Source organism: Bradyrhizobium sp. HKCCYLS3070 (assembly GCF_051167575.1).
Taxonomy (GTDB): Bacteria; Pseudomonadota; Alphaproteobacteria; order Rhizobiales; family Xanthobacteraceae; genus Bradyrhizobium.
This window is the reverse complement of record NZ_JBNPTI010000002.1, coordinates 607643-620398: the sequence shown is the minus strand read 5'-3', so window position 1 is coordinate 620398 and position 12756 is coordinate 607643. Positions and strand designations below refer to the sequence as shown.

At 67.5% G+C, this 12756-nt stretch carries 10 protein-coding genes; 2 read left to right on the top strand and 8 right to left on the bottom strand.

The genetic code is table 11. From position 1 onward, the window contains the following. The first annotated feature begins 9 nt into the window (after positions 1-9). On the top strand, positions 10-1491 hold the full coding sequence (locus tag ACQR03_RS11485; RefSeq protein WP_434841258.1) for a mannitol dehydrogenase family protein: 1482 nt from the start codon (positions 10-12) through the stop codon (positions 1489-1491). Positions 1492-1534: 43 nt separating this feature from the next. On the opposite strand, the gene ACQR03_RS11480 is transcribed toward ACQR03_RS11485, so the two are convergent. From ACQR03_RS11480 to ACQR03_RS11455, 6 genes are all read right to left on the bottom strand, one after another. Then, entirely contained in the window at positions 1535-2950 is a 1416-nt protein-coding gene (locus ACQR03_RS11480; protein ID WP_434841259.1) for an FAD-binding oxidoreductase, read from the bottom strand. Between the two features lie 120 nt (positions 2951-3070). After that, on the bottom strand, positions 3071-4732 hold the full coding sequence (locus tag ACQR03_RS11475) for an ABC transporter ATP-binding protein (protein WP_316226322.1): 1662 nt from the start codon (positions 4730-4732) through the stop codon (positions 3071-3073). Between the two features lie 46 nt (positions 4733-4778). Beyond that, positions 4779-5639, bottom strand: coding sequence for an ABC transporter permease (locus tag ACQR03_RS11470; protein WP_316226321.1), 861 nt, complete (start codon positions 5637-5639; stop codon positions 4779-4781). A gap of 2 nt (positions 5640-5641) precedes the next feature. Further along, positions 5642-6673, bottom strand: a complete 1032-nt coding sequence (locus ACQR03_RS11465; RefSeq protein WP_315718176.1) for an ABC transporter permease — start codon at positions 6671-6673, stop codon at positions 5642-5644. A gap of 18 nt (positions 6674-6691) precedes the next feature. Further along, positions 6692-8311, bottom strand: coding sequence for an ABC transporter substrate-binding protein (locus tag ACQR03_RS11460; protein WP_316226320.1), 1620 nt, complete (start codon positions 8309-8311; stop codon positions 6692-6694). A gap of 128 nt (positions 8312-8439) precedes the next feature. Continuing rightward, entirely contained in the window at positions 8440-9855 is a 1416-nt protein-coding gene (locus ACQR03_RS11455) for an NAD(P)-binding domain-containing protein (protein WP_434841260.1), read from the bottom strand. Between the two features lie 210 nt (positions 9856-10065). Between ACQR03_RS11455 and ACQR03_RS11450 the strand changes: the two genes are divergently transcribed. Continuing rightward, entirely contained in the window at positions 10066-10962 is an 897-nt protein-coding gene (locus ACQR03_RS11450) for a LysR substrate-binding domain-containing protein (protein ID WP_316226318.1), read from the top strand. A gap of 1 nt (position 10963) precedes the next feature. Here ACQR03_RS11450 and ACQR03_RS11445 read toward each other — a convergent pair whose 3' ends face one another. Both ACQR03_RS11445 and ACQR03_RS11440 read right to left on the bottom strand, forming a co-directional pair. Further along, the gene (locus ACQR03_RS11445; protein WP_434841261.1) at positions 10964-11725 is read right to left on the bottom strand and encodes an SDR family oxidoreductase; all 762 of its coding nucleotides are present in this window, start codon (positions 11723-11725) and stop codon (positions 10964-10966) included. Position 11726: 1 nt separating this feature from the next. Then, positions 11727-12698 (bottom strand): NAD-dependent epimerase/dehydratase family protein, encoded by a 972-nt coding sequence (locus ACQR03_RS11440; protein WP_434841262.1) that lies wholly within the window; start codon positions 12696-12698, stop codon positions 11727-11729. Positions 12699-12756 lie beyond the last annotated feature (58 nt).

The following is a 12756-nucleotide window of genomic DNA, read 5'->3' as shown; positions in this document are numbered from 1 at the left end:
GGTCCCGATATGGACCGCCTCAGCCCCGCCACGCTCCACCGCCTGCCTGCCGGCATCCTCAAGCCGGACTACGATCGCACGGCGGTCGCGACCGGCATCGTCCATCTCGGCCTCGGCGCCTTCCATCGCGGCCACCAGGCGGTCTACACGGATGCGCTGCTCAAGGACGATCCGCGCTGGGGCATCCTCGGCGTCTCCCTGCGCTCGCCCGACACGCGCGACGCGCTCGCGCCGCAAGGCGGGCTCTACAGCGTGACGGCGAGCGACGGTGCCGGACATCAGCGGCGCGTGATCGGCGCGCTCACCGGCCTCGCCGTGGCGCCGGAAGATCCCGCGGGCCTGCTCGCGCGCCTCGCCGATCCCCGCGTGCGCATCGTCTCCACCACCGTGACCGAGAAGGGCTACAGCCACGATCCGGCGACCGGCGCGCTGCGCGCCGACGATCCCGACATCCGTCACGACAGCCTCAATGTCGGCCACCCCCGCAGCACGCTCGGCGTCATCACAGGCGGCTTGCAGCTGCGACGGCAACAGGGGCTGCCGCCCTTCGCCGTGCTCGCCTGCGACAACCTTCCGGCCAACGGCCATACCTTGCGCGGCCTCGTCATCGCCTTCGCCGAACTGATCGACCGCGATCTCGCGGCATGGATCGCGGACAAGGTCCGCTTTCCCTCGACCATGGTCGACCGCATCGTGCCGGCGACCACCGATGCCGACCGCGCTGAGATCGGCGCCGCGCTCGGCCTCGACGATGCATGGCCCGTCGTCACCGAGCCGTTCAGCCAATGGGTCATCGAGGATGACTTCGGCGGCGATCGCCCGGCGTGGGACATCAGCGGCGCGCAGTGCGTCCGCGACGTCGCGCCGTTCGAGCTGATGAAGCTGCGGCTGCTCAACGGCGCGCACTCGACGATCGCCTATCTCGGCTATCTCATGGGCTGCGAGACGGTGGCCGCGGCCATGGCCGAGCCCGACCTCGCCGGCCTCGTCGAGGACATGATGTGCGACGAGGTCACGCCGACTCTGCCCGCGCTCGGCGGCTTCGACGTGACAGCCTATCGCGCCGCACTGCTGCAACGCTTCCGCAATCCGGCGCTGAAGCATCTGACAGCGCAGATCGCGATGGACGGCTCGCAGAAGCTGCCGCAGCGCCTGCTCGGCACCATCAGCGACCGGCTCGCCCGCGGCCAGCCGATCACCCGCCTCGCGCTCGCCGTCGCCGGGTGGATGCGCTACGTCAGCGGCACCGACGAACACCGCCAGCCGATCGCGCTGCGCGACCCGCTGGCGGACAGACTGCGGGCCCTGGCGGATGACGCCGGCCCGGTTGCGGGCCGGCTTGCGCCCGCATTGTTGTCGGTCACATCGGTGTTCGGCACCGAGCTGCCGAACGATCCTCGCTTCACGCGCGCGGTTGAGACAGCACTCGACGGCCTCTTCCTGAAGGGAACCCGTGCAACTGTCGCGCAGACCCGACAGAACCCAGGCTGACGTCACACCGGTCCTGGCTGGACGAACGCGACGTCAGCACCGACTACACATTCGGCAGCAGCTTGCCCGGGTTCATCAGACCATGCGGATCGAGCGCGCGCTTGAGCTGACGCATCAGCTCGAGCTCGAGCGCTGGCTTGCACAGCGGCATCTCCGCGGTGCGGAGCTGGCCGATGCCATGCTCGGCGCTGATCGAGCCGCGGCGACGGGTGATCTCGTCATGGACGAGGCGAGTGATCCGCGGACCGTGCCCGTCAAACTCGTCCTCGCTGATGTCGAGCGGCCGCATCAGATTGTAGTGCAGATTGCCGTCGCCGAGATGGCCGAACACCATGGGACGGATGCCGGGCAGCGCGGCGTCGACCGCCGCATTCATGACACCGACGAAATCGGCGATCTCGGCCACGGGCACCGCGACGTCGTGCTTCAGCGCCTTGCCTTCGCGCACCAGCGCCTCGGACACGCTCTCGCGTACGCGCCAGAACGCCTTGGCCTGGATGCCGTCCTGGGCCACGACGGCGTCGGAGGCAAGTCCTTCCGCCATCGCCTGAGCCAGCGCGGTTTCGAGACGCGCCGTCAGCGCAGGCTCGTCGCTGATGTCGCTGAGCTCGATCAGCACCGCTGCGTCGGGCAGCGCCGTGAACGGCAGCCGCGCATCCGGGATCTGGCGCAGGATCATGTCGAGCGTCGCCGAGGTCAGGAATTCGAATGCAGTGAGACGATCGCCGCAATGAGCGCGCGACAACTGAAGAAGCTTCAGCGCGGCGGCCGCATCGGGGACTGCGACGAACGCCGTCGCGCGCGCCGTCGGCTGCGGGAACAGCTTGAGCACGGCGCCGGTGATGATGCCGATCGTGCCTTCCGAGCCGATGAAGAGATCGCGCAGCGCATAGCCGGTGTTGTCCTTGCGAAGGCTGCGCAGCCCGTCCCAGATGCGGCCATCCGGCAGCACCACTTCCAGCCCGAGAGTCAGCTCGCGCATGACGCCATACCTCAACACGGCGACGCCGCCGGCGTTGGCCGCGAGATTGCCGCCGACGGTGCAGCTCCCCTCGGACCCGAGGCTGAGTGGAAACAGCAGGCCGGCCGCGCCGGCGGCCTCCTGCACCTTCGCCAGCACGACGCCGGCATCGACCACCATGGTCTGGCCGATGGGATCGAGCGCGCGGACGCGGTTCATCCGCGCCAGCGACAGCACGATCGCTCCGCCGCTCGCATCGGGTGTCGCGCCGCCGGACAGGCTCGTGTGGCCGCCCTGCGGCACCACGGCGACGCGGGCCTCGGCGCAGGCCGCCATGACCGCGGCGACCTCTGCCGTCGACGCAGGACGCACGACGGCGATGGCAGCGCCACGATACTTGCCCAGCCAGTCGCGCAGATACGGCGCCTGATCTTCGGCTGCGACGAGAACATGCGCTGCGCCGACGGCGCTCTGCAGCCTTTCGATCAGCACCGTCATGACGCGCGATCCAACCCTTTGATGACCTGAGATGGCGATGCGCACAAACTAACAGCTCCGCCGATCGCGGCCCCAATACCAAGTTGTCCGCCATCCATAATCGATTGTTATGGGTGAGGATCAGGCCGGTGCCAGCGCCATCGGCGGGTCGATATGCGGAACGGCATCGACCAGCTCGCGCGTGTAGTCGGTCTGCGGATTGGCGAACAGCGCCCGGCTCTCGCCCTGCTCGATGATGAGGCCTGTGCGCAGCACGATGGTGCGGTCGCACATCATGCGCACGACATTGAGATCGTGGCTGACGAACAGAAAGGCGAGGTTATCCTCGCGCCGAAGCCTGTTCAGGAGCTGCAGCACCACGGCCTGAACAGAGACGTCGAGCGCCGCGGTCGGCTCGTCCAGCACCAGCAGCCGCGGCTTGCAGGCAATGGCGCGGGCAATGCCGACGCGCGCCTTCTGCCCGCCAGAGAGCTGATGCGGAAAGCGCGACAGCAGCTCGCGCGGCAGGCCGACACGCTCGGCGCATTCCTCGACCCGCCGGCGCAGTCTGTCGCCTGAGCGCATGTTCATCAGTCGCAGCAGCGGATGGGCGATGCAGTCGAACGCCGTGTAGCGCGGATTGAGGCTGTCGTTCGGATCCTGGAAGACGATCTGGATGTCCTTGCGCAGCTCGGAACGGTGGAAGTCGCGCGCCGGGATCTGGCCGATCGACTGGCCGTCGAACAGGATCTCGCCGGCGCTGGCATCGATCAGCCGGCAGATCATGCGCGACGTCGTGCTCTTGCCGGAACCACTCTCGCCGACCAGGCCGACGCTCTCGCCGCCGCGCATGGTCATCGAGAAGTCCGCGACGCCCACGGTGCCGTCGTCGAAACGCTTGCTGACAGTCCTGACGTCGAGCAGCAGCGGCGCGCCGTGCGGCGGAGGCGGCAGCTCCGTCACCGCGACCAACGGAATGCGCTCGCCGTCCGGCACCAGATCCTCAATGCGCGAGGTCGCCGTCGGCGACGCCGCGACCAGCCGTTTGGTGTAGGGGTGCTGCGGCCGATGGAACAGCGTGAGCGGCTCGGCCTCCTCGACCAGCCTGCCCTGCTCCATCACCACGACGCGCGCGCAGTAGCGCGCGGCCAGCCCGAGATCATGCGTGATCAGGATCGTCGCCATGCCGCGGTCGGCGGCGATATGAGCGAGCAGGTCCATCACCACCTTCTGCGTGGTGACGTCGAGGCCGGTGGTCGGCTCGTCCGCGATCAGCAGCTGCGGGCTGCAGGAGATCGCGATCGCGATCATCACCCGCTGGCACATGCCGCCGGAGAGCTCATGCGGATAGGCGCTCATGCGCCGCTCGGGATCGCGGATCTGCACGGCCTTCAAGAGTTGCAGCGCCTCGGCCTGCGCCTCCTGCCGCGACAGCCGTCTATGCGCGAGGATCGCATCCGCAATCTGCTGGCCGACGGTACGGATAGGATTGAGGGCCGCGCGCGGGTTCTGGAAGATCATCGCCATCGCAGCACCATGCAGGCTGCGCAGATCGGCGCCGCCGGCGCGGGTGATGTCCTGGCCCTTGAAGCGGATCCGGCCGCCGGTGATGCGGCCGGCCTTGTCGAGCAGATGGGTGATGGCAAAGCCGGTCACCGACTTGCCGGAGCCGCTCTCGCCGACGAGGCCAAGCATCTCACCCGGTGCCAGCAACAGAGACACGCCGCGCACGGCCTCGACGATACCACGACGGGTGGAGAAGGAGACCTTGAGGTTCTCGACCTCGAGCTGCGGTGCGCTCACGTTCTCATCCTCGGATGCGCCACGCTGATCATCTTCAATTCGCCCGTCATGTGCGCATCCGGGGATCGAGGATATCGCGCAGGCCGTCGCCGAGCAGATTGAAGCACAGCACCGCGCTCATCAGCGCAAGTCCGGGAAACGCCACCAGCCACCAGCGCCCCGTGGAGATGAAGCGGGCGCCCTCGGCGACCATGATGCCCCATTCCGGCGTCGGCGGCTTGACGCCGAGGCCGATGAAGGAGAGGCCCGCGGCATTGAGGATCGCCCAGCCGAGATTGAGCGACATCTGCACCGCCATCGCCGGCAGCACGTTCGGCAACAGGAAGCGCAGCACGACAGCGACATGGCTCTCGCCGCAGGCGCGCGCGGCCTCGACCCAGCCGAGATTGCGGCGGATGTTCACCTCGGCGCGGGCGAAGCGGATGTAGAACGGCAGGTTGATGATCGCGGTCGCGATCACGATGTTCTCGACGCGGTTGCCGAGCGCGGCGACCATCGCCATCGCCAGCACGAACAGCGGGAACGCCATCAGCACGTCGACGAAGCGGCCGACCGCCTTGTCGAGCCGGCCGCCGGCATAGCCGCAGAGTGCACCGATCACCGAGCCGAGCGCGAAGGACACAGCAACCGCCGTCACCGCGATCGTGAGGTCGAGCCGGCTCGCGACGATCAGGCGGCTGAGCACATCGCGACCGAGCTGGTCGGTGCCGAACCAGTGCGCCGCGCTCGGCGGCTGCAGCGCCTGCGGTACGTCGGAGACGACCGGATCATAGGGCGCGAGCCACGGCGCAAAGATCGCGATCAGCGCCAGCAGCAGCGCACCGCCAGCCGCGACAGCGGTGACCGGATTGCCGCGCAGCACGAAGGCAGTGTGGCGCAGGGTCGACGAGGCCTCGATCGTGCTCATGCTCACGCCACCGTCGCCCTGGGATCGGCGATGCCATAGAGTACATCGACCAGCAGATTGACGATCACGAAGATCGTCGCCATCAGCAGCACGAAGCCCTGCACCGGCGCGTAGTCGGAGACCAGCAGCGCATCGAGCGCGTAGGAGGCGACGCCGGGCCAGGAGAACACCTTCTCCACCAGCACATTGGCGCCGAGCATGGTCGAGAACACGATCCCGGCGATGGTGATGACCGGCAGGATCGCGTTCCTCAGCGCATAGGTCACGACGATGCGCCACCACGACAGCCCGACCGAGCGCGCCGTGCGCACGAAGTCGCTGCCGAGCGACACCAGCATCGAGGCGCGGGTGATGCGCGCCAGCGGCGCGATCACGAACAGCGCCATGGTCAGTGCCGGCAGCATCAGCTGCCGGGCCGCCGCCCACCAGCCCTCGACATCGCCGGCGAGCAGGAAGTCGATGATCAGGAAGCCGGTCCGCGACGGCGGCAGTGTGGCGAAGATATCGATGCGGCCCGTGGGGTCCGGCGCCAGGCCGAGCAGATAATAGAACACGTAGATCAGCAGCAGACCGGAGACGAAGGTCGGAACGCAGACGCCGAGCGAGCAGAACAGCCGCACGCCGTGATCGACCAGCGAGCCCGGCCGCAGCGCAGCCAGCACGCCGAGCGGCACCGCCGACACCAGCGCGATCAGCAGCGCCGTCAGGGTCAATTCGAGCGAGGCCGGCAGCCGCTCCTTGAGATCCTTGGCGACCGCCTGCCCGGTCATCATCGAGCGGCCGAGATTGCCGCGGCCGACGTCGTAGAGATAGATCGCGAGCTGGTTCGGCAGCGGCTTGTCGAGCCCGAGCTGCCGGCGGATGACCTCGATCTCCTCCTGGCCGGCATTGGGGCCGGAGGCAAAGAACACGGCCGGATCCCCCGGCAGCACGCGCATCAGCAGGAAGGTGAAGACCAGGACCCCGAACAGCGCCGGCAGCGACGAGACGAAGCGTCGTCCCGCCCGAGCCAAGGTTGCGCCGATCGTGCCCATGGTTATCAGCCGTCCCCGTTACTTGCGACTCAGGTTACGATAATCGACCTGCCGCGTGAACTGGTAGACGTAGCCGTCCACCGTCGGCTGCATCACCGCGTCCTGCGCCGCCTGCCAGATCGGGATCTGGAACATCTGGTCGAAATGGATGGCGTTGAGCGCCTTGCCCTGCTCCTCATATTTCGCCTTGTCGGCCTCAAAGCGCGCCTCCTGCGCGATCTTCTCCAGCTCGGCATTGTCAGTCGAGGAATAATTCCAGCGCTGCTTGCCCGTGTAGAAGTTGCGATAGAAATAGTCGGTCGAGGGCAGCCAGGCGACGATGCCTTCGGTGAAGAACGGCAGCTTCTTCTCGTTGATCGCGGTCGACATCTGCGCATCCGGCAGCTTCTGGATGTCCACCTTGATGCCGATCTTGGCGAGCGATTCCTTGACCAGCGCGGCCATCGGCTCGGCGGTCGCCGCCTGGCCGACATTGAAGCTGAAGGTGGTGGAGAAGCCGTCCGCCATGCCGGCGTCCTTCAGATAGGCCCTCGCCTTCTCCAGATCGAGCTTGATCGGCTGCGGGATCGGATAGCCGCCGCTCGGCGGCTTGCCTTCGGCCCACGTCGCGCCGTAGAGCGGCGCGCCGCGGCCGAACAAGGCCGCCTTGAACATGTCGTCATAGGGCAGCGCGTAAGCGATGGCGCGGCGCACATTGACGTTGTCGAACGGCGGGATGGCGTTGTTCATCGAGATGAAGGTCACCGCGTTGTATTGCGGCGTCGAGATCACCTTCAGCTTGCCCTTGCCTTCGAGCGACTGCACGTCGCTCGCCTGCAGGTCGATGACGAGGTCGGCGTCGCCGCGCTCCACGAGGTTGGCGCGCGTCGCCGGTTCAGGCACCGACTGGATGATCAGGCGCTTGAACGCCGCCGGCTTGTCCGGCGTGCCGCGATTCCAGGCCTCGTTGCGCTTGGCGATCACCTGCTCGCCGGGCTTGAAGGTCTCGACGATGTAGGCGCCGCTGCCGGCCGCGTTCTCCTTGGTCCAGTTCAGCGCCCATGGGTCTTCGGCCGTCGCATGCGCCTTGGCGAGCTTGGAGTTGATGATGATCGGATAGACGGTCGCGAGATTCGGCAGCGCCAGCTTGTCCGGCTTCGGCAAGGTCACTTCGAACGTCAGGGGATCAATGACCTTGAACTGATCGGCCGACGTCAGCGAGCCCGTCAGCAGTTGCGCCTTGCCGAGGATTGGCGCGGTGACGCAGCGGTCGAGCGACCATTTGACGTCCTCGGCCGTCACCGGCGAGCCGTCCTGGAACTTGGCGTCGGGGCGCAGCTTGAAGGTGATCTTCAAACCGTCAGAGCTGACCTGATAGGATTCAGCGAGCTCGCCGGTGATCGTGTCGAGATCGAACACCCACTTACCATTGAGCTGCTTGCGACCGAACGACACCAGCCGGTCGTAGGTCGACATCGACAGCGCGAAGGCCTCGCGCGTCGAGCCCGGAATGTTCGGATCGAGCGTGTTGACGGTGGCACCGGTGACATAGCGCAGAGTCTCGGCGCGGCTCTGCGCATGCGCCGATGGCGCAGCCAGCATCACCGCGAGCAAGGCGGTCACAGCGAACAACGAACGTTTGGACATCTCGAAACTCATCGCCCTTGTTCCCTCATTGGTCTCAAAATCCGGGACTGAAATACCCTGCCAGCGGTCACCGGCGACGCAAGCACATCAGATGGAAGCGCATCAGATGGGAGCGCATCAGATGGGAGTTCAGCAGCAAATCACGTGCCACGGCGCACCTCGGCCTGCTTCACATCGTAGGCCTGGAAGTTGGCCCAATGCTTGTCGATGTCGGCCTTGAACAGCCCGCGCGTCAGCCCATGCACGAGCTTCGGCACCGCCGTGGTCATTGCATTGATGGAAGATCCCGACGCGCCGAAGCTCATCGTCGAGGCAATGGCAAACACATGGACGTCGCGGATCCACGGCGTCCGGCCAGCCACACGCTCGCACAGCGCATAGTCGTCGGCGAGATAGGGAAAGGCGCCAAGCCGGTCGTTGCGCTCGCCGGCATCGGGCGTGTAGCGATCGCACCAACGCGCGATGTTGGCGGCAAAGCGCTGCAGCTCCGGACGCTTTGCGAAGTCCATCGAGATGCCCGTCGCGCTGACCACGAAATCGACTGTGACTTCGCCTTGCGGTGTCCGCAGCACGACTCCCTCTGACGTTTCGCACGCGATCAGCACAGGCGCGCCCTCATGCAGGTGGAACGCAGCATGACGGGCGCAGCGATCATAGGTGTGCTGCGGAAAGCCCTCGCGCAACTCGAGGACCGCACGTATGAAACGCCAGCGCCAGACGTCGTCGAGTTCGGAGAAATGCCGCAGGAAACCACGGAACGTCAGCCAGCGATAGGGTTGGATCAGTTGGATTTCCGTGCGGCGGCATAGCAGATCGACGCTGTTCGCACCGGCTTCGAGCGCAGCCGCCGCATTGTCGAACGCCGAGGCACCGGCCCCGATCACGGCGACGCGGCGGCCGCGCAAGCTGTCGAAATCGATCTCGGCGCCGGAATGGGCGCAGCGCGTTGCGGGCAAATGGCGCAGCGGCTCCGGAATGCTCCAATCGCCCATCCCCTCCTGCCCGGTCGCCAGCACGATCTTGCGGGCATAGATCGTCGTCTCACCATCCTTGCTGCGCACTGTCGCCTGCAGCAGTCCGTCAGTGGCCGGTGCGATATCGACGACTTCGCAGCCGTTGCGCACGGGAAGGTCGAGCACCTCGCGATACCAGGCGAGATAATCTGCCCAATATTCGCGCGGAATCAGATCAAGATTGCGCCAGCTCTCGCCGCCAAACTTCGCCTCGTGCCACGCCTGATAGGTCAGACAGGGGATGTCGAGATCGGGTCCGGTGAAGTCCTTCGGGCTGCGCAGGGTCGGCATGCGCGCATAGCTGAGCCACGGTCCTTCGCGGCCTGCCTCGGCTTTGTCGAGCACGAGAATGTTGCTGACGCGCGAGCGCAGCAGCGCGAAGGCGGTGGCAAGACCCGACTGGCCGCCGCCGACGATCAGCACATCGCGCGCAGGCCGGCCATCGGGACCGACGACGGGCGTCAGCCATGGCATGCTGGGATGGGCGATCCTGGCAAGATCGCCACGGACCAGGGCCGTCAGCGCGGCGAGGCCATCGCTCATGCCGGGAACCGGAATTGACACGCGCAATCGCGATCGAAACGCTCGCTGTCGCTCACGCTCTCTCCATCAGTCATGTCACCCGGCACGCGAAGCTTAGCAAAGCAGGTCCGGCACCGACCATACCGATTTGTCCGCCGCCCATAACAGCTTGTTATGGGGCGGCAGCGGCGGCTAGAGTCGACAGCCATCCACAGCGGGACAAGAGGTCGCATGCCGCTCAATCTGCGCCAGATCGAGGTGTTCCGCGCGATTATGATGACAGGCTCGATCAGCGGCGCTGTGCGGCTGCTCTCGGTGTCGCAGCCCGCGATCAGCCGGCTGCTGGCCTATACCGAGGATGGCCTCAAGCTCAAGCTGTTCGAGCGCATCAGCGGCCGGGTGCAGCCGACGCCGGAGGCCAAGCGGTTGTTCGCCGAGGTCGAGCACGTCCATCGCGGCGTCGCGCGCATCAACGACCTCGCCGACGAGCTGCGCGCCGGCGGCACGGGCACCATCCGCGTGGTGGCGAGCCCGAGCGCGGCCCACAGCATGGTGCCGGAGGCGCTGGCGCGGCTGCGCGGCCGCTTTCCAGATCTGCGCGTCGAGTTCGAATCGTTGACCCTGCTGGAGATCGTCAGCCGCGTCGGCACAGCCCGCGCCGATCTCGGCATCACTGTGCTGCCGGTCGACGAGCCGACAGTCGCGGTCGAGACGATCGCGGAGGGCGCGCTGCACGTGATCATGCCGGCCGACCATGCCCTGACGAGGCTGCGCAGCATCAGGCCGAAGGACATGCTGCCCTATCCGCTGGTCGGCTTCGGCCCGCAGACGCCTTATGGTCACATCGTCACGTCGGCCCTGGCCGGCGGCCCGGAGCCGACCACGATCGTGCGCTACACGCCCGACGCCTGCGCCATGGCCCGCGCCGGCGCGGGCCTTGCCGTGGTCGACCAATTCGTGCTGCGCGGCCGCGCCTGGCCCGACCTCGCGGCACGGCCACTCGCACCGAAGATTCCGATGCGCGCGTATCTCCTGACGCCTCGCTTCGAGCCGCTGTCTCGCAACGCGGCCGCGCTTGCGGACATTTTGCGCGGGCGCGATCGGAAGTCCGGCACGGCCAGGCGTTGAGCTACGCCGCGAGCCAGCCGCCATCCACCGGCAGCACGATGCCGGTCGTGAACGACGCCTCGTCGCTGGCCAGGAACAGCGCGGCGGCGGCGACCTCGTCGGCCGCGCCAAAGCGCTTCATCGCGTGGCGCTGGCGCGAGGCCTCGCGCACCGGCTCCGGATCGACGTGGCGCGCAAAGCTCCGGCGCAGCAGCGGCGTGTCGATCGCGCCCGGCGCCAGCGCATTGACGCGGATGCCGTCGGTGGCGAAGTCGACCGCCATGGTGCGGGTCAGGCTGATGATCGCGCCCTTGGCGGCGATATAGGCGCTGTTGCCCTTGCCGCCGGCGACCGCAAGCTGCGATGCCACGGTGATGATCGACCCGACCTTCTGCTTCTGCATGATCGGCACCGCGACCTTGGCCCACAGCCAGGTGCCGCCGACATTGGCGCGGAACACCGCGTCCCAATCCATGGGATCGGTCGTGACCACGGTGCCGCCGCAGGAGAAGCCGGCAGCGGTCATCAGCACATCCAGCCGGCCGCGCGCGGCTGCCACGCTCTCGACCGTCGCCTTTGCAAAATCCGCATCACCGACATCGCCGACATACACGCGGCCCTGGCCTCCGGCCTTGGCCAGGAGCAACAGGGTTTCCTCCGCGCCTGCCGCGTCGCGGTCGACCAGCGCAACATAAGCGCCCTCGCGCGCGAACATGACGGCGCTGGCGCGGCCGATGCCGGAGCCGCCGCCGGTGATGACCGCGACCTTCGCCTTGAGCCTCATCTCAGTCTCTCCCGTACTGATCGAACCAGCGGCCGAAATGCTCGGCCGATGCCGCGCTGTCGAAGCGCGCGCGCCAGCCGAACTCCTCGGCCAGTCGCGTCGTCGACAGCCGGCCGCGGCTCGGCGCGAACACAGGCACCGTGGGCGTCTCGCCCTGCTCCGCGAGCCGGCAGACGAAGCAGGGGCGGCCTTGCGCGAAGGCGCGGCCCCAGGCCTCGGCTGTAAACGTGGCTACGCTGGAGATGTTGTAGAGCGTGTGCTGCGGCCTCTCGGCTTCCAGCAACCGGTAGACGGCGTCGGCGACGTCGACCGCATAGACCCAGTCCTTGTCGCCCGGCTCGTTCAGCAGCGCCGGCGCATTGCGCGCGCAACAGGCCGCGATCAGCGCCTGCGGCGATGGCGTGTCGCGCACGCCGCCGCCGCGCTCGAACGGGCCGAACACGGCCGACAGACGCACGCTGATCACGTCGGTTTGCCACAGGTCCGACAGCCGCGCCGCGACGCGCTCAGAGGCGAACTTGCTGATCGCATAGAGCGACACCGGCTCGCACGGCGTGCTCTCCTCCAGCACGGCAAAGCGCTGACCGCTGGCGCCGTAGGACGCCGCCGAGGACAGGTTGATGACGCGGCGGATGCCGCTGCGCCGCGCCGCCTGCAGGATCGGCACCTGCGCCAGCAGATTGACCGCGAGGATGCGCTCGGGGTCGGATGCGTCACGCTCCGGACCGGCGGTGATCGCGGCGCCCATGACAACGGCATCGCAGCCGCTGGCGATCGCGGCCGCAACAGCGCTCGCATCGGTGACGTCGCCCTGCACGAGGTGCAGACGCTCGCAATACGGCGCAAAGGCGCGCTCCGCCGCGTTCGGCAGAGCCGCTGCATCGAAGACCGTCGCGGCATGGCCGCGCTCCAGCAGGCCTTGCGCGATGTTGAGCCCGACGAAGCCGGCGCCGCCGAAGATCAGGACATGCATCAAGGAGGTCCTCGCATGGACAGCGATCGACGAGGGGCATTCAGCTCTCGCCCCACGT